General features: G+C 42.8%; 23 protein-coding genes and 1 pseudogene. 6 read left to right on the top strand and 18 right to left on the bottom strand.

The features are described from left to right. Positions 1-13: 13 nt before the first annotated feature. Together E4U82_RS00340 and nikB are read right to left on the bottom strand one after the other, a co-directional pair. The gene (locus E4U82_RS00340; RefSeq protein ID WP_245183478.1) at positions 14-907 is read right to left on the bottom strand and encodes an ABC transporter permease; all 894 of its coding nucleotides are present in this window, start codon (positions 905-907) and stop codon (positions 14-16) included. 15 nt (positions 908-922) lie between these two features. Then, positions 923-1864: a nickel ABC transporter permease gene (gene nikB / locus E4U82_RS00335; RefSeq protein ID WP_135108045.1), complete on the bottom strand. Its 942-nt coding sequence runs from the start codon at positions 1862-1864 to the stop codon at positions 923-925. Between the two features lie 207 nt (positions 1865-2071). Here nikB and E4U82_RS00330 point away from each other — a divergent pair, with 207 nt between their 5' ends. Further along, positions 2072-2521, top strand: coding sequence for an Lrp/AsnC family transcriptional regulator (locus tag E4U82_RS00330; RefSeq protein ID WP_135108044.1), 450 nt, complete (start codon positions 2072-2074; stop codon positions 2519-2521). Between the two features lie 86 nt (positions 2522-2607). Here the strand turns inward: E4U82_RS00330 and E4U82_RS00325 are convergent, their stop codons facing one another. The 4 genes from E4U82_RS00325 to E4U82_RS00310 form a co-directional block, all read right to left on the bottom strand. After that, positions 2608-2919: a TIGR04104 family putative zinc finger protein gene (locus E4U82_RS00325; protein WP_135108043.1), complete on the bottom strand. Its 312-nt coding sequence runs from the start codon at positions 2917-2919 to the stop codon at positions 2608-2610. Positions 2920-2979: 60 nt separating this feature from the next. Continuing rightward, positions 2980-3723 (bottom strand): Fic family protein, encoded by a 744-nt coding sequence (locus tag E4U82_RS00320; RefSeq protein WP_135108042.1) that lies wholly within the window; start codon positions 3721-3723, stop codon positions 2980-2982. Positions 3724-3924: 201 nt separating this feature from the next. Beyond that, positions 3925-4980: an LLM class flavin-dependent oxidoreductase gene (locus E4U82_RS00315; RefSeq protein ID WP_135108041.1), complete on the bottom strand. Its 1056-nt coding sequence runs from the start codon at positions 4978-4980 to the stop codon at positions 3925-3927. Positions 4981-5006: 26 nt separating this feature from the next. Continuing rightward, positions 5007-5348 (bottom strand): ASCH domain-containing protein, encoded by a 342-nt coding sequence (locus tag E4U82_RS00310; RefSeq protein ID WP_135108040.1) that lies wholly within the window; start codon positions 5346-5348, stop codon positions 5007-5009. Positions 5349-5476: 128 nt separating this feature from the next. On the opposite strand from E4U82_RS00310, the gene E4U82_RS00305 reads away from it, so the two are divergent. Then, a complete protein-coding gene (locus E4U82_RS00305; RefSeq protein WP_135108039.1) occupies positions 5477-6826 on the top strand; it encodes an MATE family efflux transporter in 1350 nt (449 codons plus the stop codon). A gap of 143 nt (positions 6827-6969) precedes the next feature. Here the strand turns inward: E4U82_RS00305 and E4U82_RS00300 are convergent, their stop codons facing one another. Both E4U82_RS00300 and E4U82_RS00295 read right to left on the bottom strand, forming a co-directional pair. After that, positions 6970-7290: a hypothetical protein gene (locus tag E4U82_RS00300; protein ID WP_135108038.1), complete on the bottom strand. Its 321-nt coding sequence runs from the start codon at positions 7288-7290 to the stop codon at positions 6970-6972. 20 nt (positions 7291-7310) lie between these two features. After that, positions 7311-7694, bottom strand: coding sequence for a UPF0175 family protein (locus tag E4U82_RS00295; protein WP_245183477.1), 384 nt, complete (start codon positions 7692-7694; stop codon positions 7311-7313). A 743-nt stretch (positions 7695-8437) separates the two neighbouring features. Here E4U82_RS00295 and E4U82_RS00290 point away from each other — a divergent pair. The 3 genes from E4U82_RS00290 to E4U82_RS00280 all read left to right on the top strand — a co-directional run bounded on the left by E4U82_RS00290 (position 8438) and on the right by E4U82_RS00280 (position 13228). Continuing rightward, positions 8438-9496 carry a DUF4097 family beta strand repeat-containing protein gene (locus E4U82_RS00290; RefSeq protein ID WP_167751280.1) on the top strand — a complete coding sequence of 353 codons (1059 nt, stop codon included), beginning with the start codon at positions 8438-8440 and terminating at the stop codon, positions 9494-9496. 330 nt (positions 9497-9826) lie between these two features. Beyond that, positions 9827-10321, top strand: a complete 495-nt coding sequence (locus tag E4U82_RS00285; RefSeq protein WP_135108036.1) for a YusW family protein — start codon at positions 9827-9829, stop codon at positions 10319-10321. Positions 10322-10984: 663 nt separating this feature from the next. Next, the gene (locus E4U82_RS00280; RefSeq protein WP_135108035.1) at positions 10985-13228 is read left to right on the top strand and encodes an outer membrane protein assembly factor BamB family protein; all 2244 of its coding nucleotides are present in this window, start codon (positions 10985-10987) and stop codon (positions 13226-13228) included. A 301-nt stretch (positions 13229-13529) separates the two neighbouring features. Here E4U82_RS00280 and E4U82_RS00275 read toward each other — a convergent pair whose 3' ends face one another. The 10 genes and pseudogenes from E4U82_RS00275 to E4U82_RS00230 form a co-directional block, all read right to left on the bottom strand. After that, positions 13530-14696, bottom strand: a complete 1167-nt coding sequence (locus tag E4U82_RS00275) for a PQQ-dependent sugar dehydrogenase (RefSeq protein ID WP_245183476.1) — start codon at positions 14694-14696, stop codon at positions 13530-13532. 175 nt (positions 14697-14871) lie between these two features. After that, positions 14872-15702 (bottom strand): ABC transporter permease, encoded by an 831-nt coding sequence (locus tag E4U82_RS00270; RefSeq protein WP_135108034.1) that lies wholly within the window; start codon positions 15700-15702, stop codon positions 14872-14874. After that, positions 15702-16652: an ATP-binding cassette domain-containing protein gene (locus E4U82_RS00265; RefSeq protein ID WP_135108033.1), complete on the bottom strand. Its 951-nt coding sequence runs from the start codon at positions 16650-16652 to the stop codon at positions 15702-15704. The genes E4U82_RS00270 and E4U82_RS00265 overlap by 1 nt, the downstream gene beginning before the upstream one ends. Before the next feature lie 4 nt (positions 16653-16656). Then, on the bottom strand, positions 16657-17115 hold the full coding sequence (locus E4U82_RS00260; RefSeq protein WP_135108032.1) for a MarR family winged helix-turn-helix transcriptional regulator: 459 nt from the start codon (positions 17113-17115) through the stop codon (positions 16657-16659). Between the two features lie 290 nt (positions 17116-17405). Next, a complete protein-coding gene (locus tag E4U82_RS00255; protein WP_135108031.1) occupies positions 17406-17885 on the bottom strand; it encodes a CBO0543 family protein in 480 nt (159 codons plus the stop codon). A 29-nt stretch (positions 17886-17914) separates the two neighbouring features. Continuing rightward, positions 17915-18415: a CBO0543 family protein gene (locus E4U82_RS00250; protein WP_135108030.1), complete on the bottom strand. Its 501-nt coding sequence runs from the start codon at positions 18413-18415 to the stop codon at positions 17915-17917. 286 nt (positions 18416-18701) lie between these two features. Continuing rightward, complete coding sequence (locus E4U82_RS00245) at positions 18702-19631, bottom strand: DUF3231 family protein (RefSeq protein WP_135108029.1); 930 nt, start codon at positions 19629-19631, stop codon at positions 18702-18704. 231 nt (positions 19632-19862) lie between these two features. Continuing rightward, positions 19863-20069, bottom strand: coding sequence for a copper chaperone CopZ (gene copZ / locus E4U82_RS00240; protein ID WP_135108028.1), 207 nt, complete (start codon positions 20067-20069; stop codon positions 19863-19865). An 80-nt stretch (positions 20070-20149) separates the two neighbouring features. Next, a pseudogene (locus E4U82_RS20570) lies at positions 20150-20349 on the bottom strand (hypothetical protein); the annotation flags it as partial. 127 nt (positions 20350-20476) lie between these two features. Next, positions 20477-20779 (bottom strand): metal-sensing transcriptional repressor, encoded by a 303-nt coding sequence (locus tag E4U82_RS00230; RefSeq protein WP_135108027.1) that lies wholly within the window; start codon positions 20777-20779, stop codon positions 20477-20479. A 200-nt stretch (positions 20780-20979) separates the two neighbouring features. Between E4U82_RS00230 and E4U82_RS00225 the strand changes: the two genes are divergently transcribed. Next, entirely contained in the window at positions 20980-21531 is a 552-nt protein-coding gene (locus E4U82_RS00225) for a hypothetical protein (RefSeq protein WP_135108026.1), read from the top strand. Positions 21532-21554: the final 23 nt, after the last annotated feature.

Here is a 21554-nt window from a genome sequence, read left to right as displayed (position 1 = left end):
ACCTCTCCTAATCTTAATTATTTAAATCCATATTGGGGTCCAGCGCATCACGCACTCCATCACCAACAACATTAAATGAAAAAACCGTTAACATAATGGCTATCCCCGGAATAACTGCTAAGTGCGGTGCTTCCCACATGAAATCCTGTCCGGCTGCTATCATTGCTCCCCATTCTGCCGTTGGCGGCTGAGCGCCTAAACCAAGATAACTTAGAGCTGATGTTGACAAAATAGCAGTAGCCATCCGCATCGTCCCATAAACAATCAATGGGGCCGTACAGTTCGGGAGAATATGCTTGAATAGTATTCTCCAATCACTGGCTCCTACTGTTTTCATAGCAAGAATGTATTCCTGCCTTTTAATGGACAACACACTCCCCCGAACAATTCTCGCACACCCGGGAATCGACCAGATACTTATAGCAATAACAACATTTACAAGGCTCGTTCCTAACATTGCAATAACTAACATCGCCAATAAAATACCTGGAAAAGCAAACAACAAATCCACTATTCTCATAACAATCCCGTCTAATTTACGATAATATCCAGCAAGTAGGCCTAGTATAATGCCACCGATTAATCCGAACCCTACCGAACTTAAACCTACCAGTAAAGATATTCCTGCCCCATGCGCGATTCTCGACCACACATCTCGCCCATAATTATCTGTACCTAACATATGTCCTTCAGAACCTATGCCTAATTTCGTGTTTTCCAGATTTTGCTCATATGGACCATAGTCCGTAATCAAGGGTGTAAATATCGCTGTTAGCAAGATCAACGCAATAATAACCAACCCGAAAACGGATAGTTTATTTTTTACGAGACTTTTAGCTATCTCGGCAAGACGGCTATTATTCTTCTTTTCTACATTATTATTTTCTGTCTCAGCTACTGTAGACACTATAATACCTCCTTTCTAGTCATAACTAATCCTTGGATCAATTAAAGCGTATATGATATCAACAATTAAATTAACAACCACAAATATCGCTGCTACTAATAACACTGTACCTTGTACAACCGGAAAATCACGCGCTGCAATAGCATCAAGCATTAACCTTCCAATACCATTTATTGCAAAAACCTGTTCGGTAACAATCGTTCCACCGAGCAATGTTCCAAAATTAATGCCAATAATTGTTACAACTGGAATCATTGCATTTTTTAACGTATGTACCCATATTAACGGCCGTTTTCTAACACCTTTTGCTTTTGCAGTCCGGATATAATCCGAACGAATAACCTCAAGCATAGAAGACCTCGTCATTCTCGCAATTAAGGCTGCTGAAGCTGTCCCCAATGTTATAGCGGGCAATATTAATTCTTTCATGCCCTCAAGTGTATAAAATGGTGAGCTCAAACCACCTACAGGTAAAATTTGAAAATTCACTGCGAAAATAAGAATAAGCATTGCGCCCAACCAAAAGTTAGGAATCGAAACACCTACTAATGCAAAAGTAGTGCTCGTTACATCAGCCCAGGAATTTTGTTTTCTGGCAGAAATAATCCCAGCTAAAACACCAATAATGACTGCCACAATCATACTGGTTATCGCTAGTTTTACTGTGGTCGGAAACCTCGTAATAATGGCCTCCGTTACCGCTTGGTTTGTCTGATACGAATAGCCAAAGTCCCCCTGTAAGATTCCTCTAAGATAATCAACATATTGGACTAATACTGGGCGGTTAAGTCCCATTTCCTCCCTAATTGCTTCCAAATCAGAGGTTGTAGCATTAGGACCACCTATAATAGTCGCCGGATCCCCTGGTGCAATATGCATACTCATGAATACCAGAAATGAAATACCAAACAAAAGTAATATCAGCTGCAAAAAACGTCGAATTATCAAGCCAACCATTTACTCACCCCCTTTTACAATTTTCTTATTTTTTATTATAAATTAAAGATTATTTTATTTTACAATTCGTTAGTTGTCAATATATTTATTCAACAAAAATAATAATAAAAATAAAAAACGCTTACAATTATATATTTTTTATGTTTGACTAGTTACATATTATGGTACATGTTATAATATTCATAAGATTATGCCCGGAGGTGGCCTATGAAGGTAGATGCAATCGATAAAAAGTTACTGGAAGAACTGGTTGAAGATGGACGGGCTTCATATGTGGAACTGTCGGAAAAGGTTGGTATATCACGGGTAGCTGTGAAGGATCGGATTAATAATCTGAAAGAAAAAGGCATTATCGAAAAGTTCACGGCGGTCATTAACTCGGAGAAATTCGGAAAGACGGTTTCAGCCTTTTTTGAGGTGGACGTGGAGCCTTATCAGTTTCAGGAAGTCGCGCAGAATCTTGCCGATCATCCAAATGTAGCCAGTATCTACCAGATGACCGGACCAAGTACCTTACATATGCACGTACTGGTTGAAGATTTTTTGATGCTGGAGAATTTTATTAACAGTGAATTGTATTCCGTGCAGGGGATTACACGGGTGGAGAGCAGTGTCATCCTGAAGCGGTTTAAGAGCCGGACAGGCTTTAAACTGTAACTTACGATATTGCTCCCCATTGCTTCAGACCAGAAGACTTCTGAAAACAGCGGAAAGCCTTTTGTGGATTTTTATCCTTAAATGCATCATGAATTTATTGTCCAATACGGTGCTTCTTCATTGGACAATTCCGTCAAATATGGATTTATCACGACGACTAGCATAGCTGCTCCTATAAAAATACCAATACTGGCTAAAGGCGCCAGATCAAATACAGGACCGGGAAGGATCGCCAAAGGAATGACAAAATTAACAATGTTGGTTTTCTTTCTAGCCTTCGCTGTAAGATATTGCTTGTTTCCGCAATACGGGCAGGTCAGCCTTATATCCAGGATGGACATCGCTTTCATCGTTTGTTTCCAAGTCCACTTTTTATGGCAACTTTGACACGTTGGCATTTGATCAACTCCTTTGGCATTTTATGCAACCTGATTCAATGGCTTAACCCCACCATCTGCCTATCTGACAGTATTCAAATAGTCATTCAAACTGTCTTCTGCACACTCGGATATCAATCCGATAAAGGGCTCGGCATTTTGATCAACACTTGCCATTTCCAATGTTTTGTAATACCTGGCCCGTTGCTTATCCTCGGCTTTCACAATAGCAGGGGGATAACCGTTGTTCATTAAAATGAAATTCATCAATAGTCTGGCGGTTCGGCCATTTCCATCCGAAAAAGGATGAATGTATACAAATCTAAAATGAAAAAACGCTGCTAATTCCACTGGATGCAGTAAACCTTTCTTTTCTTCATACCAGGTAAAAAGTTTTTCAATTTCATTTTGAACTTGGAGAAAATGTGGCGGCTTATGTTCACTTCCTGATATTCTTACATTAACTTGCCGATAAGCACCTGCATTTTTATTATCAATGTTTTTTAAAATAAGATAATGAATCTTTCTAAGGGCATTTTCATTTACAGGTTGATTTTGACTGACATATTCTGTGACAAAGTCAATAGCCTCCGAATGATTAATAACTTCCAGATGTTCCCGAAGTCTTTTTCCACCAATGGTTAATCCTTCTTCAAGTACAATTTTCGTTTCATTAAGTGATAACGTATTCCCTTCGATCGCATTGGAATGATATGTCCATTCGACCCGGTATACTTCTGAAAGATTCTTAATAGCTTCTGGGGGGAGCGGTCTAAGTTGATCCAATTCGTTCTTTAACTTGTTAATATGACTGAAATTCATCATAAATCCCCGCTCTCATTTCATTTTATTCATTATCTGCTGGCAGTTTACATTATCTATTCTACGTTAAAGCAACATATCCTTTAAATCTTTATACCCTATAGCAATAATATTTAGTTCTTTCCTTTGAGAATTTTTTCAGGGAGGAAGCGCCCTCCCTTTTCAATGCAAAAATTCGTACGATAGGTATGTTCCTATGTTCCGCTATTTCGCTGTATATTTCTTAACAGTCGGTAAAATTTCCGTGCCGATCAGTTCAATATTTTGCTTTAATTTATCAAATGGCACCCCGCCGAAATCCATTTGAGCAATGTAGCGCTGGTGCCCGTATTGCTCATGCTGATAGAGGATTTTCTCAATGATTTGCTGCGGGCTGCCGACATTAATGATACTATGTTTATCCATGGCTTGGGCGAATCCCCGTTTCGGAAAACCCTGGCCATTTGTTTTCTTCATACCTTCATTTATATGTGGATAATACTCTCTCAAAGCATCCTGTGTTGTCTCAGCCGCATAGAAAAATCCGGCTGTGGCAACAGGCAGCTGGGCCGGGTCAAATCCGCTTTGCTGCAGTGCCTCCCGGTAAGCATCCACTGTTCGTTTGAAAGCAGATACCGGGCCGCCCAAGTGCGCCATATACATTGGAACCCCGGCAAGTCCTGCTTTTATCGCACTCGCTGGTGTCCCGCCGACAGCACGCCAAATCGGCAATGAACCATTCAACGGGCGTGGCAAAACCCTGGCGTCTCTGAGCGGGGCCCTGAATTCGCCACGCCAATTGACAACTTCCTCTTCATTAATTTTTCTCAAAAGATCAAATTTTTCTTCATACAGCTCTTCGTAATCACGAAGATCATAGCCCAATAAATCATAAACGCCTACCCTTGACGCACGTCCGGCAACAATCTCGGCACGTCCTTCCGAAATCAGGTCAATCGTTGCAAAATCCTCATAAACACGCACAGGATCCAGCGTGCTGATAATCGTTGAGGAACTGGAAATCTTAATGTTTTCCGTCGCCTGAGCAATCGCTGCCAGCACGACCGTATGTGCCTGAGTGGCAAAATAGTCCTGATGACTTTCCCCGACACTGAAGAAGTCGATACCTGCCTGTTCAGCCAGCTGTGCCAACTCAATAAGTTCATGAATGCGCTGCTTTGCTGAAATGCGTTCCCCCGTTCCCGGATCCGGTAAATGATCACCTAATGTATAAAGTCCAAACTCAAGTCCTTTACTTGGATCAATCCGATAGTTTTCCATTTATTTGTCAGCCTTTCTTAGCCGTATTAATGTTGCACCGGCTTCAATATGTGAACCCAGACGATCAGGTCAGGATTCCAGACTTGTTCGCCATGAATTCTGGTAATACCCTGTTTATATTCTTTAAGGTTTTCATATCCTTCCTGCTGTGCATCTTCTTCTGTCACTTCTCCAAGCTTTTGGGGATACACATCTTCAACCTTAACGGTGTGTCCGTTGAGCTCAACGCTGTCTCCAGGATCAGCATACCGGTCGTTGCGCCGTACAGACGTTTTATCGCCGCTCATGATTTTTTGGATATCTTCCTGAATAGTGACGAGTTTGGCGATATCATATTTTTCAGGCCAGTTTTGTTTATTCATTTCCATGTTATCATCTCCCTTCGTATTTTTCCCGGTTTGTGCATTGTCAAACGAATGATTCAGCTCTCCGTAATGGATTTCCATACAATAACATTATAAAATGGACATAAAGTATAAAAGTCAGGAGCGACATTATGAGTATAGCAGAACAACGGCTCTTAACCCAGAGCGTCACGAAAAGCTTTTTTCAATATTTACTTCCCACTCTTATCGGCATGATGCTGATGTCAGCGAATATTGTGATTGATGGAATCTTCGTCGGTAATGGCATTGGCTCGGTTGCACTTGCGAGTGTCAATGTGGCCGTCCCTGTCTGGTCCGTCATCATTTCCATTTCGCTCCTGATTGGTATTGGCGGAGGAACACTCTATTCCATTGCTACCGGCGGTCGCGACACTGACAGGGCGAAGCGGGTATTTACAATCGCTATGGTGCTTGTAACGATTGTGATGACAGTTATCGGTTTGGCGGGTTATATAGCCGCTGAACCGCTTGCGCTTTTATTTGGGGCGAACGCGGAAACGTTAAGTTATGCCGTGGACTATATGCAGATCATTTTTATGTGGGCTGTGATCCTCGGCTGGGAAAACGCGCTCAGTATTTTCATCCGGAACGACGGCAGCCCGCAGCTCGCCATGGCGGGTCTTGTCGTGTCTGCTTTACTCAATATTATCCTGAACTACTGGATGATTTTTATCCTGGATATGGAAGTGGCAGGAGCAGCGTTGGCATCGGTCATCGCGACGGCAGCCGGCTTACTGATTTATACCATTCACTTCTTTAAGAAGGAATCCGGCTTAACATTCGTCAGGCCTGTATGGAAAAAAGACGATATTCAGATGATTAACAAGTTAGGATTCCCCAACTTTCTGTCAGAGGCAGGAACAGGCGTCTTCGTGATCGGATACAATATCGCCCTCTCCTACTATGCGGGAACAACCGGTCTGGCAGCATTCTCGGTCATCAACTATTTGCATACCTTTATGTTCCTGGCATTTATCGGAATCGGCACGTCCATCCAGCCGATGATCAGTTTTTATTATGGCGCCAAAAATTATGAATCGATCAGAAATACGGTAAGGATTGCTGAAATCACCGGTATTGTTCTGGGGGTCAGTTTTCTCGCGATCGGCTGGTTCGGAGCAGGCGGCCTTGTTTCAATTTTCGGGGTGGAAACGGAAGCCATACGAGAGCTGGCGATGAAAGGTATCCCGCTTTTCTTCACAGGCTATCTGTTCATGGGAATCAATTTTATCTACATGACGTATTATCAATCGACCGCCTATGTGCGGCCGTCAATCGGCATCACCCTATTCCGCGGTTTCATCCTGTTAATTGCCGCACTTATTTTGCTGCCGCTCTGGCTCGGCACAACAGGCATATGGCTTGCGCTTCCGGCTGCAGAAGGACTGACGGCAATATTCCTGGTGACGTTTGCAAGGCGGGGTGTGGTGAACCGGCAGTTGGGGGTGCGTGGGTATTGAGGTCGAATCTTTTAAAAAAACAAGTCACTTTGTTTTCAAATCAACTGAAAATGATTTGAAATCCCCATAAGCATTTTTGCTTAAAATAAACCGTCGCGTTATATGACCACGGTTTTTGGTCAAACGTAGTCAAGCCCACTATTCTAATCCTCTATATCAATTTTATCGAGGTTATCAAAAATATACTCGTAGTCAACGTCCCCATCGTCTTCAATAACAGCTCTTAGTGGAATATCGGCAACATCGTCTTTTCGTTCTTCTGCATAGCGCCGCATGTCTACAAGAACACCCGTAGCATCTTTATTTTTATGATCCTGAACAATATAAACTTCATTCGATTCCTTTGCGGAAAACGTATTTATTAAGGACCTCCGATAGTTTGTTGGTTCTTGTGAGATCTGTGATATCCAATACATTTTGCTGAAGAAAATCGAACGTTGTTGAGTCGATTTTTTTCTTTTCATCTAGACCCCCACCTTTTTAACTAACCGGAAAAAGATTGTCTGCTGACCCTAAACGTATAAAAGTTCCCCTCTGTTTCTAAAAGTGTTTCATTCTCAAAGTATAATCCTGCATCGTCATCAATTCCATAACCAGTCAGAGCATTAATCTCCGCCAAACCTGTTTTCAGATTTTTCTCCTCGTTCCATTTCTTTAAGATAGTTGCCCTCCGCATATTCCATCCATGGGATTTTTTTGAACGCAACAATTCAATAAAATCACTCAAGGGTTTCCCCGCTAATTCAGCTGCCCTTGCAAGCATCACCTGTTTTTCAACAAATAAACCGATTGCAAGTGTTTCTTTAACTTTACTATCAGTATCGGTTCCCTCCATGGTATTGATAATGGATAAGAATTCCTTAGGCAAATCGACTTGGAACGATTCTTTTGATATATTGATTCACCCTATTCGTCGTTTACTTTAAATGCTTCATGAGGGACATCTTTGATAAAAGCAGCGGCTGCCCTACACCTGCTCTTTAAATTTTTTTAATTGACATTCGGACAACGTTCCTCAATAGGAAATAAATTGTTCTTCATTTTTGGGTGAACTCTTGACTCACTGCCAATAGGCCTGTGAAATGAAAAATTGCTCACCCCCGTAAACACTACAACAGGTACTCTCCCCTATTATAATACACTTCAGGTGGGATTACATCGATAAAATTTTCGCCAGACATACCCCCTTTTGCGGATTTGTTTCGATTATAGGGGTATGAGGGGTTATGGAAATGACAGTCTCCGGTTGGAGGAAAAAACCATCCTCAGCATGTTTCCCTAAGTAAACCAATCATGTAAAATTAAATTCATAAAGTGAAACTTCATTCAGTGGGGGTTTCCTTTCCTCCCCTACTGAAGTAAAGGAACAAAGCTAAGTTCGCAACGTCCTGTTGCAACGCCTTTGTGCCCTGCGTCCTGCAGGCCAGAACAGAATCGGACCTTTACGGGAAGCCCGCCCCCACTTATCTTTTTCGGGTCCATCTCGAAATCCTGAAGTGGGGGGCTTACGACGCACAGGACGTGCTAGTGCCGACAATGCGACAGGATGTCGCGTTATTGTCGGCCTGCCCGTTAAGGCGGGATAAATTTAATTCAGGGAGATGTCACACGATGAAAGAAGAAAAAATCACGCCGACTTTAATGGATAAGCAGGGCAGCGAGAATACTCTAACAGAAAAAGAAACACTGGACATCAGCGAATTGACAGGTTTACATATTCGTACAAACGATGTGGATATAAAAGTCTCCGTCCATAAGGATCCGACTATTGACGTTGTTCTGGAAACTTATGAGAATGGACCTGTACTAACGACGGACCTTTCCAATCGCAATGGGGAGATCATTGTAGAAAGTCCGCGTCCGCGTACATTTTCTTTTTTCCAGCGAGTGCCTTATTGTCAACTGCGCATTGCTGTACCTGGTGATATAGTCAAGGAATGGGATGCAGAATCAGGATCGGGAGATATATCATTAAGCGATCTTACCGCTGAATCCTTGGAGGTCAATTCCGGTTCGGGTGATGTTATTCTGTCCAATCTTATTGCCGTGAAAAGCTATGCAAAAACAGCTTCGGGTGACATAACGGCGCGAAACTTAAAAGTGAATGATTTGCAATTTCAATCGGCTTCCGGTGATGTGGAATTTATGAATGTATACGGAAATACCGCCGGCACATCCACCTCGGGCGATGTTGTTTTGTCATCGCTACAGGGCGAGAAGCTGGATATCAAAACCACTTCCGGTGATATCCATTTGCGGAAGATCCGGACGAGTCATGCAATCTGTCAGGCCACATCCGGCAGTATTGCTGCAGATGACATGACAACAGAAAAACTCTATACGACAGCATCCTCAGGTGACCTCGAATACCGGAAGTTTTCAGGAAATATTAAAGGACATGCCAGTTCAGGTGACGCGCTGTTTACATTTGCCGAAAATGGTACCGTTGATTTTGGGACAAGCAGTGGGGATGTCACCATGATTTTTGCCGGGCAGAATCCGGACGCAAGCGTAAATATAACAACACGTTCAGGCGACATCACAAGCAGACTTCCTATGACAATCTCCAGCCAATCCGGCAAACAACTGACCGGGATGACTGGAGAAGGCAAGCATTCCGTCCGCCTGCGAAGCAATTCCGGGGATGTGGAGATTTTGTGCAATAAATAAATGACTTAATCCAAGTTTTGACATGTTTTCAGAAAAACAGTTGGAAGTTTCAAATAGCAAAGCATCGTTATGTGATGTTCTTGCAAAAGCAATTGGGAATTCTATTCAAGGGATACGCCTACATGTATCCCTTCATCCCTTCTTTATCCATTATAAAAATCCATCTATAACCTTCCTGACGACTCTGCGTCATATGTATGAAGCAACGAATTTTTTCTTTCATATCCAACGTTTTTTACACAGTTTTTCCCTACCCTTGTAAAATTTTGACTATATTCGCATAAATCTGTCCATAATGCTAACAATTCAAAGTTAAAGAGGTGAAAATTGATGAGAAAAACATTGATAGCAATGTTCATTTCGCTGGCTGCACTCGCTTTAACGGCTTGCGGGGGCGGAGATGATGAGAATACATCCGAAAACAAGGAACAGACGGATGAAGCGGTAAAAAGCGAGCAAGTCATCAACATGACACAGGATGACATGCTGAAGAAAATGAAAGAACTGGATTATGCCGGTATTGACCTTGATGTTTTATATTCTGAGAAAGAATTTGAAGGTCAAATCAAAGAAGACGACGGGTTAATCGAAGCAGAATTTTATGATCCGGTTAACGGTATGGACGAACGTGGAGCCGCTGCTTTTGATGCATTGTTCCCCATTTTCCAGGACATGAAAATCGACAAGGATATGACAGATGAGGATGCCGTTGCGACCGCTCTTGAATCCTTTGACATTCCGGATGATTTTCTGAAGGCAGAACTAACTGTCATCTTCCAGGATGGAACTGAAAAAATCTTTGAAGTCAAAAAGAATGAAATGTAACTTGAAGTGCGTGTTCAAAAAGGAGGATAAAAGGACCGTCATCGGCTAAGTTCGCAACGTCCTGTCGCAACGCCGATATTATTATGTCAATCGCGTCATAGTTCAAAGTGGCGTAGTTTTGAGCACGGGCCTCCACAGGATGTGGTGACTTCTCCAGTTGGCGATTGACGTGGACGTTTTTAGCAGAAGATCCTCTAACGACGTGTCATTTTTACCCGACTTTTTGAACAACTTTTAGCAATTGTTTAAGAAAAGCGCGGGACGCCTTGTTCACCCCCGAAAAGCTTAAGCAAGAATTTGCAGTGGCGGGTTTTGCCACGTAAAATGATTGCTTAAGACCTCGAGGGGGCAGGCACTGGAACTGGACTTGGCTATTACTGACAAAGAGCTTCATATAGCCAAAAATTTTATACTTTTCATATCGTTCAACGAAAAGGGAAACGGAGCTGCCGTTTCCCTTTTTCTATTTTCCGCATCTCACTACCTCGCTATTCCTCCATTTACCAACAGATCTTTCCCTATTCAGATAAGTATTTCTGCCAATCGAGGGCATGTTATTAGAAAACTGGCTATCACCAGGATTAAAATACACCTTTATAGCCAGGAAAGTTTAGTATTCCTTCCTGCAATACTATAGCGTTCTTGAGAAAGGAGCTTTTATGTATGAACAATAAAATAGCCGTATGGATCATCACTGGGATGTTGTTGATCGGTGTTGTCGGTATCGTGATTTTTCAATATGCAACCCCTGGTAATGAAACCGCAAAATCCCCACCAGATGAAGAGGAGCAAAATGGCGACAAGGAACCGAACGTTAAGCAACAGAATAATGCTGCAGGAGACGGCCACTTTTCCGCTCAGCATCAAGACTACCCAGGCGAAGCGGCTCCGGATTTCTCGGCTGAGGAACTGACGAAAAAACCGACGAATAATTGGATCACGAATGGCGGAACGATTTATAATGACCGCTACTCCCCGCTCGACAAGATTGACACGTCCAATGCCGGTGATTTGAAGCTGGAATGGGTGACCCGTATGGGAACAGGTCTTGAATTCAAATATTCAGGAGAATCCACACCACTTGTTTATGATGGCGTGATGTTTAATATTACGGGCGAAAATCATGTGGTAGCCATGGATGCTACAACCGGTGAGATGATATGGGAATACAAACCCAAACTTCCTGAGAACCTGGATACACTCTGTTGCGGCTGGGCAAACCGTGGGGTGGCGCTGGGTGATGGAAAAGTGTTTGTTGGGCTCCTGGATGCACGACTGGTGGCCCTCGACCAAAAAACCGGCGAGGTCGTCTGGGAAACACAGGTTGATGAATGGGAAAAAGGTTACACCATTACAAGTGCTCCACTGTTCTATGACGGAAAAATCTATACCGGTGTTGCCGGCGGTGAATACGGCATCAGGGGTTATATGGCAGCCTATGATGCAGCTATCGGCAGAGAAATCTGGAAGTCTCATACCCTGCCGGCTCCGGGGGAAGAAGGGTCTGAAACCTGGCCCGAGGACAATGAAAACTGGCTGACCGGGGGTGCGCCGATTTGGATGACACCGGCAGTTGATCCTGAAGAGGGGCTGATTTATTTCGCAGCAGGCAATACCTCACCTGACTTAGATGGCAGTAACCGTGAAGGTGATAATCTGTATGCCGATTCGGTAATCGCTCTTAACGCGGACACAGGTGAACATGCATGGCATTTCCAGGAGGTCCATCACGATATTTGGGATTATGATCCGGCCAATCCCGTTGTGCTGTTTGACGTTGAGATGGATGGTGAGACACGAAAAGGAATTGCCCAAGCCGGTAAAACCGGATGGGTCTATCTGTTGGATCGAACCAACGGGGAACCACTCGTCGGTATTGAGGAAAAGCCGGTTCCGCAACTTGACAAGCAAAAGACGTCCCCTACCCAACCATTTCCAAAAGGAGATTCTTTTGTCCCTCAGACTATTACAAAGGAAGATATCGAACAAGATTTATCCGATGACTTTGATGGACCATATGGTGACATTTTTACACCTTTCTGGGAGGAACCGCTAACGGTAAAACCCTCACCACAAGGAGGTGCAAACTGGCCGCCATCAGCTTACAATCCAAACACGGAACTGTTCTATGTTTTGGGGAATGACAACTATTTCTCCTATGCCCATTATGCAGAAAATGAAGAGAATAAATTTGAACAAGGAAAAGAATGGCTGGGAAGCATCTGGCAGCCTGTAGAGAATACACCAAGCCGGGGAACCGTCACAGCCATTGATGTGAAAACCAATGAAATTGTGTGGCAGAATGATTGGGATACCCTGGCATACAGTGGCATTTTAACCACTGCCGGGAACCTGATGTTCACCGGCCATAATGACGGACGTATCATTGCGTATGATGCAACAAATGGTGAAAAGGTGTGGGAGTTTATGACAGATGCCGGCGCCAATGCACCACCAATCACGTATAAAGCAGACGGGAAACAGTACATTTCCATATTCTCAGCCGGAAACTCACTTGCCGGCACACAGCATGGTGATAAAATCTACACCTTTTCATTGGAAGGTGACTATGAATCCGCAGAAGACATGCCTGAAGACGAAATCAATGTCTCACCTGTACAGGACAAAATGAAGTTCCAGCAGGGTAAAGACACGGATAGTGGTAACAATGCAGTCGATCAAGGCTTAAATGTCTACGAAAACAACTGCCTATCCTGCCATGGTGAAGATGGTTCGGGCGGCCACAATGGTCCAAATTTACAACAAACAGACATGAACCAGGAACAATTGATTAAACAAATCAAAAACGGTGGCGGCGGAATGCCAGGATTTGAAGGCACACTGTCCGAAGAAGAAATCAATTCGGTTATCGATTATTTAAAAGGCCTTAAGCAAACAAACGATTAATTATAAGAAAAGCGCAAGCGCCCGTTTAGCAACGTACAAACTGGAGCACTTCGCAATGAGATAAAGGAAACACGGTGAGCTGGAAGCGAACCGATGTTGACTTATCGTAGTGGAGGAGTGTGAAGTTTGCTAGTTGCTGGGCGCTGGAGCTGGACATGGCTATTGCTGACAAAGAGCTTAATATAGCCAAAAATTTATACTTTCTTATCTTTCAAAAAAGGTTATCCCGACGAATGGGATAACCTTTTTCCTGTTTAAATACTGTTCAAAAAGGAGGATAATTAAAACTGTATTCAATCAATTAATCCCCGGACACTTCACCGGTTAATGAAATATGAATCAAACGGTCATCCTCTTGACTTGGATTACCGCGATCATCGTGATTATTCGTAATGGTAAATAATGCATTCTCATCAATCATGACATCCCGCAGTCTGCCCGCATCATCAAAGAATTCATTCACTTCTTGATCCGCAATGTTATAAGTGAAGATTTGTGATCCTGCTAAAGAAGCAACAAATAGCTCGCCATCATTGTAAGCCATTCCGGATGGTGCCCAAGTCTCCTCACCTGAATGATGAATCGGCGCCACCATATCTTCTGCTTCTTCATCACCCTGTATAACAGGCCATCCATAATTATTGCCTGCTTCAATGAGATTGATTTCATCATGACCGTCTTCCCCGTGTTCTGAACTATACATCTTTCCTTGCTCATCCCAGGCTAACCCCTGTGAGTTGCGGTGACCATAGGTATAAACATAGGAACTCTCAAACGGATTATCCTCTGGAATAGCACCATCTAGTTCCATCCGCAAAATTTTACCAGCCAGATTGTCAAGATCCTGAGCTGTATCCGGCTGACCTGTATCACCTGTAGTTGCATACAGCATATTGTCCGGTCCAATCGCGATCCGGCCGCCGGTATTCATGTCACCACCGGGGATCCCGTCAAGGAGTACGTTCTCTTCTTTCCATGTGTTATCCTCAAGTGTCAGCGAAACAATACGATTCAGGATCTCACCATCTTTTTCATAGGTATGGTAAGCAAACGCCTGATTCGAATCCTCAAAGTCCGGTGCCAATTCAAACCCGAGAAAACCAGCCTGACCTTCATGGTAAATCGTTTCACTGACATCAACCGTCTGCACTTCCACCAATCCAAAATCTCCGTCAATTTCAACAATATTGCCATCCCGCTGGCTCAGGAAAAACGTATTTTCACTCTTGTTAACAGTCCATGGGATACGCAGATTGTTGGCATTAATTTCCCCATCATCTGTTGAAACGACTTTGACTGTGTCTTCCAGCACTTGTACGGATTCCTTCTGATAAAGTTCCTGATTCTGCGCCGCATGATTTTCTTCAGCTTTTTTATTGTCATCCGTATTGATAAACAACACCAAACCAATTATAATTCCTGCTGCAAATATAGTGCCGAAAAGACTGATATACATTGACTTCTTCAAAAAATATCACCTCTTCTTATTTTCTAGGCACTAGCGTTGACAATTTTTTGATTATTTAAACCTTAGAAAATTCGTTTGGCAACAGAGAAGGAAGACAGATGATAAAAACTATCTGTCTCCCTTTATTGATCAGCGAACCACAGCAATATGTGTAATCATTTTCACTAAAGCAGTTCTATGCTTCCGTTTTGGAAAACCGTATTGTTGCAAGTACAACAAAGACAGCTCCAATCGCACCGACAACGACAGCTTCTTCCAAAAATGTAATCACATGCCCGAACACTTCTATATCCAGCCCCATCGCCTGCCTTAGGGGGGCACTCATCGTTTCCGGATCCAGAATAATATCTTTAAACATATCGACCGAATAGGTTAATGGATTGATTTTCACAATAATATCCATCCATACTGGTAAACCATTCAATGGAAACAGTGCACCGGACAAAAACAGCATGGGGAATAATAAAATTTGAATGACCATCTGAAATCCCTGCGCCGTTTTTAATAAACTTGCGATTAACAGTCCAATCGCCGATATCGTGAAGGCAACGAGAAACATCGTCGGGATCAGCTGCAGGATCATGATAAAACTGATTGACACACCAATAAACGGCACAAAAACAAGCATCATTAACCCTTGAATGACCGCTACTGTTGTGCCGCCAAGCACTTTACCAATAGCGATCGAAACACGGGACATAGGCGACACCAATATTTCGCGCATGTAGCCGAACTCTTTGTCTTGTACAACGGATAACGCGGAAAAAATCGCGGTATTAAAAACGGTCATCCCTATAATTCCCGGGAACATGAATTCAACAAAATCAAAGTCAGCGAGCGCACCACCGCCGGAGTCACCGCCTAGCATGGCCTGCATCGCGCCGCTTATCCCGCTTCCGAAAAGAATCAGAAACATAAACGGCATGGCGAACGATCCGAGCAGGCGTGCTTTATCGCGAAAAAATTTGATAACATCCCGCTGCCACACAGCAAAGACTGCTTCCATCAGTGACCCCTCCCCTTTTTCGAAGCCGTCTCTTCACGAATTTCCCGCCCAGTTAAATGCAGGAAAACATCATTTAATGTCGGACGCCGTAAATTGACAGTTAATATCTCCACGGAAAACTCTCGCACAAATTGAACAAGAAATTCACTGCCCCTGTTTACCTGAAACGTCAGCACATCATCCGCTTCTTTGACGTCCACATGATAATTTGATTCGATTTCTGTTTTTGCCTGATAATTGTCAGCTGTTCGGATTTCAATAATATCGCCGCCGACATCTGTCTTTAAGGCGTCAGGTGTATCAAGTGCAATAACCTCACCATGGTCCATCACGGCAACACGATCGCAAATTTCCGCTTCATCCATATAATGTGTTGTCAGAAATATCGTAATGCCGGTTTTTTTCTTAAGCCGCAAAATATACTCCCATATATGATTCCGTGTCTGTGGATCAAGCCCAACAGTCGGTTCGTCAAGAAACAGCACGCGCGGGTAGTGCAGTAAGCCCCGAGCAATCTCGAGCCGGCGTTTCATCCCGCCGGAGAACGTCTCAACAATCTGTTTGCGTTTATCAGACAAATCAACAATTTCCAGCACTTCCTGGATCCGTTCTTCCCTTTTTTCTTTCGGTACTTTATAAAAACGGCAATGCAGCAATAAATTTTCGTTAGCAGTCAGCTTCTCATCAAGTGTCGATTCCTGAAAAATGAGTCCAATGCTTTCACGCACCTTGTTTTTTTCCGACACAACATGAAAACCATTAATCGTTGCTTCCCCGCTTGTCGGTTTATTAATCGTCGACAACATATTAATAGTCGTACTTTTCCCAGCGCCGTTCGGGCCTAGAAAGCCAAAGATCTCGCTTTCACCCACGGCAAAATGAACCCCCTTTACGGCTTCAAGATCCTTATAGCGTTTTTTCAAGTTATTGACTTCAACAATATTGGCCATGCTGTTATTCCCCCTTATCAAATCCATTCCGGCTTAACACGTCTTTCATCAATTTCAGTCCGTCTATGATTTGGTCGGTCTCCTCACGACTGGCGCACTGTGTCATCTTTTCCATGGTGCCGTTTACAACACCCTTCAGTGAATCCTTGAGTTCGACCGCTTTTTCAGACAATAAGATTTGCACGACGCGTTTATCCGTTTTCAGTCGTTCGCGCACAACAAGACCCTGTTTTTCCAGGCGATCCAAAATGCTGGAGACCGTGCTTGGCGCCAAATTAAATTCACCGCTGATATCACTGACCTTACATTCCTCACGCTTGTATAAATAATGTAAAATCATCATTTGCGGCGGCGTGATATCGATATCCTTGAATCCTTTCCGCAGTTGCTGATTGAACACGGCATTGATTTCACGGAACAGGCCAGCAATTTGTGTACCCGGCTGTGAGTCATTTTTTTTCATACATATCCCTCATCAATTCGTATCCTAATGTTTCGTACACTAAATAAACTATCATATTAACGTTAAAACGTAAATATAAAGGAGAGCCCTGCACGCATGAAGTCAATTAAAATGCAATTCTTTACATGGTTAAAATGCATTCTGTTTTATGACTCTTCTGATAATAAAAGTTAAACCAAAACAGGGGTTAGGCATGTGATCATCACTGCGAGTGAGAAGATATGTATAATGGATCCTGCCTGTCTTTTGCATCGAAGGGGTAACGTATTTAATACCAGAAGTCTTGCTACTTAACCATCACGGCGCCCCCGTCTTCTTCGCACGACACCAGCTATCAGCCTCATCAGCCAGCGTATTAGCAATAACAGCACAAATTGACCTGCCAGGGAGTAAAACCAATTCCATGTTATATAATGAATCAGGTCGGTATTCACTTCGAGGATCACTTCAAAAGCTGTCAGTAAACCACTATAAATGAATGCACGCCAAATGCTGTGCGACAGACTTTTATGAACGGTCGCCTGGTAATAGTAAACACATATCAGTGGAAGCAGCAAATATTCATAAAGTGCACTTGAACGAAAGTGTGGGATCAACTGAACAGGATATGTCAGCATTTGATATTCCACGACTAAATCGCCCACAAATGTGATCAAATAAGCAGCAAGCCAAAAACATAACAACCAATTGATGAGTGATCCTTTTTTTATCGAAATAGTTAATAAAATTAACCCTAAAATAAGAAAGAGCCACAGTAAAATAATGTCCATGCTATCAGCTCCCATGACAACCGATCGTTTTAGTGAATCCAGGGTACCTCGAACAGGATAAGTAGAATAGCGATGATGATAACAGAGAAAGCATAAGCCGTAACCGGACGGGTATAATGCAGCCTCAACATTGGAAACATGACAGTGACAAACAGAATTGACCAGCCTATTGACCAGCCGTTGTGATAATCGATTGCTCCGATGTGATAGCCGATATACTCAAGAACGACATATATTAAAACCCATTTTAAGATCAATAAAATTTTACCTGTCAATGCTTTGGGAAAGTTTGACAGAAAAATCATGACCGTGCATGGCAGGACAATAAACGCATGCAACACATCCAGAACGTGTTCAGGTATACCAATAGTGGATTGAAATACCCACAACGGTTTATCAGATGTAAAATAGAAGTATAATAAATTCATGGTTGCAATATAGAGCATCGTGGCATGGAATTGACGAAAACGGGACCAGCCACCTCCGCGCCATACAGCAAAAATCACCAATAGGACAATTACAATGTGCATTCGAATTCACCTGAAATAAGACTTAATCCCCTGCAAACAGATTGGTCAGACCGTTTACGGAAGGCTCCTTCAATCTTCATATCAAAACGACTACAGCAAACGATGATTTTTTACGAGCCGCCCAGCTTTCTATCTTTATTTTTTCTGGCCCGATAGCGATGACGAGCGATGTGAGCACACAGCTGCTGTGTAAATGTGTTCTGAAAAATTCAGTCTTCCATCATTTAAGGATGGCAAAACTTCGAGGAACCAGGAGCTGCCGGTTTCCTTAATGGTATTTAAACGATTACTCAAGCGGATTTCGGACAGCTTTCTTGCGGTCTGAAGCGAGGGGTGGCTCTTCAAACCAGCCATTTCCGATCATCAATTTCTGCCCTTGATTGGAATATAATCCGATTTCACCGATAAACTTCGCATATTTTGCATGAATATCATGTCTTAAGGTTCTGGACATAGCTATTCCAATATTCTCCAGTCCAAGCTGAATGGCGAGTGTGACGTGATATAGCATCAGTTTGTCACTGAACGCGGGAACTTTTGAATCAGTTACATGCGGATCCATAAGCATTGGAGACGGTATGTTATCACCCGCTAACAAGTTCCCATATTGTTTAATTTGCTTATCTGCAAGCTGCCAGCCATTTTTAAAATAATTCCGCAGTTTCTTGGATGAAGCCGTTTGCGCAAACCCCATCATTAAAGTTTTGCCCAAAATATTGGTGGCAATATTTATGTTTAAATATTTTATTTCCATTCCTGCCAAAGGGCGGGTTTTACCGGTAAGAAAATTGTTAAATTGTTTGCTGCCTATGAATGACACTTGCTTTGGATAAGGGATGTTAGGTGTCTTTATGATCGCACCTTTTTCCAAAAGGAGATGTGTCGATCGTTCATAAATTTCATTTAACTCCCGGATTCCCTGCTGATAATAATCGATGACGTCCTGCCGAATGGCGCTCGATAAACCCCTCGTGTATTGGCCAAATGCCCCGATAGCCATTTGCTGGACATTAAACAACATGAAAGCATCGTCAAATAGACGAGGTGCCCCTTTATAGACATCGGATGTGCTAAACGCGGCCGGAACAGGAATCTCTTCTTTGACGAACAATTCACTAATTGTATTGAGATGACGCTTTGAAATACCCTGATTAAATAACATCAAATCTTTTATTTCTTCATCCTGGACAGTCTCCAGTAAATACTCAATATCCATTATGAGGGCTCCTTCCGAAACAGCTGTTCATGGTGCGTTCCACTTATTCGATTTCAGGTCGTCTACCATTGCCGATTAGACAGAAATGTACTTTTATAGTTTCCCAACCCTCTTGTGAAATATACATACAGCAAGACATGCATTTTTACTCGTTTCACTTAGAGCGTTAGTACTTAACGCAAAAAAACCGGCTCCCATCATGGAAACCGGTTTTCTGTATATACTTCCTGCTTATACGACAACATCGTAGCCTTGCTCTTCCACTGCCTCGCGCATTGATTCAATATTCACGAGTGAATCGTCATACGTGACATCGACTTTGCCTGTGCCAAGGTTCACTTCAACACCTTGGACACCTTCCAGTCGTTCAAGCGCGCCTTTTACAGCACTTTCACAGTGATCACATGTCATCCCGCGTACATCTAATGTTGTTTGCATAGGTATCTCTCCTTCGATAAAATTATTTTAAGGCTTTCTAATCTTCGGTGGAAGGCTCCCGCTCCACAACTGAACGTTCAGGTTCCTTTACGAATGCCAATCGCTTTTGGTATCAGCAGTAGTTCACCACCGAGGATGGTCACGTCAGCTGCTTCACTGGCAACCAGCAAATGCAGGTGCATCATTAACGCATCATCAACCATGGCAACTTTTTATCTTGTAACTGAACCTCTTTTACTTTAACCGCTTTTTCTTCATGTAAAACTTGTGCGATAACCTGATGTTCCAGCCGAGCTTCTGAACCCGAGCGATAATTCCATTAAGGTGGGGTTAAATTCGACATCACTCATCACCCCGTGAACTTCAAACTCCAAGGCTTGTATTTCTGATTCATTCATCTTTTATTCCTATTTGGAAAACTGTTTCATGACCTCCATTAACTCTTCAATCGCTTCGTTTCCTTCGCCGGATTTCACAGCATCACTGACACAATGCTTGGTATGCCGTTCAGCGACGGAGAACCCTACTTTTTTTAAGGCGGCATTAATGGCACTGATTTGCACTAATATATCAACACAATAACGATCGTCTTCAACCATTTTCTGAATTCCTCTCACCTGGCCTTCAATCCGCTTCAGACGGTTAACAACAGATTGCTTCTCGGCATCAGTTCTTGGTGTGACCGGATGATCGTGCAAATATTCGCCCATCTGCATCACTCCCCTTCATCTTCTAATTACAGAGTGCCCCCCATGTGTATTTTTGTCAATGGTATAAGAGTAGAATCGGGGCTTATTAATGGAAAACGGACAAAAATCTACTTTTTGGGAGTTTTGGAACATCCTTTTGACATATTTACAATTTCGGATCTTCCGTTTAGACTATGTTTTGTTAAAGGGGGATAACAAAAATGAAAAAACGTTTAACATTAATGGCAATTATGCTGATTCTTGTGATGGCTGCCTGTGAACAAACGAACCATGATGCAGACAATAATGGAGACACAAGCGCAAACGAAGCAGACAAAGCAGATACAGAGGAAGCTGGGGAAAATGACGGGAAAGCGGTAGAAAAAGCTCTTCTAAACAACTATCTGGATCTTAGTAGAACACTTCGTCCATATCAAACAACAATAAATACGTATATAGAAGTGTTAAATGATCCAGAAGCAGCGGCTGCATCAGAAACTTCAAATAAGGATGCCATCACAGCTGCAGAAGAAGCCATTACCGCCTTGGATGGCATCACAGTGGAAGATTTGGATGAAGCGAAAACTGAACAATTTAACGAAGCCTTGACTGAATTGAAATCCGCATATGAGGAATATACGACTGCACTTGCTGCTGAGGAAATGGACGTAACAGCCGCAGAAGATCACTTGACTGCAGCCAATGAAAAGTTAAGTCAGTTATTTGAAGAAGCAGGGTTACATGGTACAAATCTGAAAAAAGAAATCAGCTAATAAGCACGCGAACCATCCGTTCA

The sequence above is a fragment of the Lentibacillus salicampi genome (assembly GCF_004565465.1).
GTDB classification, from domain to species: Bacteria; Bacillota; Bacilli; order Bacillales; family Amphibacillaceae; genus Lentibacillus; species Lentibacillus salicampi.
This window is presented reverse-complemented; position numbering and strand designations above follow the sequence as displayed.

Bases quoted from the DNA above. Each gene is read 5' to 3' on its own strand.
- E4U82_RS00320 (WP_135108042.1), bottom strand. From the start codon at position 3,723: ATGATGAATTTCAGTCATATTAACAAGTTAAAGAACGAATTGGATCAA.
- E4U82_RS00230 (WP_135108027.1), bottom strand. From the start codon at position 20,779: ATGGGCGAATATTTGCACGATCATCCGGTCACACCAAGAACTGATGCC.
- E4U82_RS00260 (WP_135108032.1), bottom strand. From the start codon at position 17,115: ATGAAAAAAAATGACTCACAGCCGGGTACACAAATTGCTGGCCTGTTC.
- E4U82_RS00325 (WP_135108043.1), bottom strand. From the start codon at position 2,919: ATGCCAACGTGTCAAAGTTGCCATAAAAAGTGGACTTGGAAACAAACG.
- E4U82_RS00290 (WP_167751280.1), top strand. From the start codon at position 8,438: ATGAAAGAAGAAAAAATCACGCCGACTTTAATGGATAAGCAGGGCAGC.
- E4U82_RS00250 (WP_135108030.1), bottom strand. From the start codon at position 18,415: ATGCACATTGTAATTGTCCTATTGGTGATTTTTGCTGTATGGCGCGGA.
- E4U82_RS00315 (WP_135108041.1), bottom strand. From the start codon at position 4,980: ATGGAAAACTATCGGATTGATCCAAGTAAAGGACTTGAGTTTGGACTT.
- E4U82_RS00255 (WP_135108031.1), bottom strand. From the start codon at position 17,885: ATGGACATTATTTTACTGTGGCTCTTTCTTATTTTAGGGTTAATTTTA.
- E4U82_RS00330 (WP_135108044.1), top strand. From the start codon at position 2,072: ATGAAGGTAGATGCAATCGATAAAAAGTTACTGGAAGAACTGGTTGAA.
- E4U82_RS00305 (WP_135108039.1), top strand. From the start codon at position 5,477: ATGAGTATAGCAGAACAACGGCTCTTAACCCAGAGCGTCACGAAAAGC.
- E4U82_RS00285 (WP_135108036.1), top strand. From the start codon at position 9,827: ATGAGAAAAACATTGATAGCAATGTTCATTTCGCTGGCTGCACTCGCT.
- E4U82_RS00310 (WP_135108040.1), bottom strand. From the start codon at position 5,348: ATGGAAATGAATAAACAAAACTGGCCTGAAAAATATGATATCGCCAAA.
- E4U82_RS00300 (WP_135108038.1), bottom strand. From the start codon at position 7,290: ATGAAAAGAAAAAAATCGACTCAACAACGTTCGATTTTCTTCAGCAAA.
- E4U82_RS00280 (WP_135108035.1), top strand. From the start codon at position 10,985: ATGAACAATAAAATAGCCGTATGGATCATCACTGGGATGTTGTTGATC.
- E4U82_RS00225 (WP_135108026.1), top strand. From the start codon at position 20,980: ATGAAAAAACGTTTAACATTAATGGCAATTATGCTGATTCTTGTGATG.
- copZ (WP_135108028.1), bottom strand. From the start codon at position 20,069: ATGCAAACAACATTAGATGTACGCGGGATGACATGTGATCACTGTGAA.
- E4U82_RS00245 (WP_135108029.1), bottom strand. From the start codon at position 19,631: ATGGATATTGAGTATTTACTGGAGACTGTCCAGGATGAAGAAATAAAA.
- E4U82_RS00265 (WP_135108033.1), bottom strand. From the start codon at position 16,652: ATGGCCAATATTGTTGAAGTCAATAACTTGAAAAAACGCTATAAGGAT.
- E4U82_RS00270 (WP_135108034.1), bottom strand. From the start codon at position 15,702: ATGGAAGCAGTCTTTGCTGTGTGGCAGCGGGATGTTATCAAATTTTTT.
- nikB (WP_135108045.1), bottom strand. From the start codon at position 1,864: ATGGTTGGCTTGATAATTCGACGTTTTTTGCAGCTGATATTACTTTTG.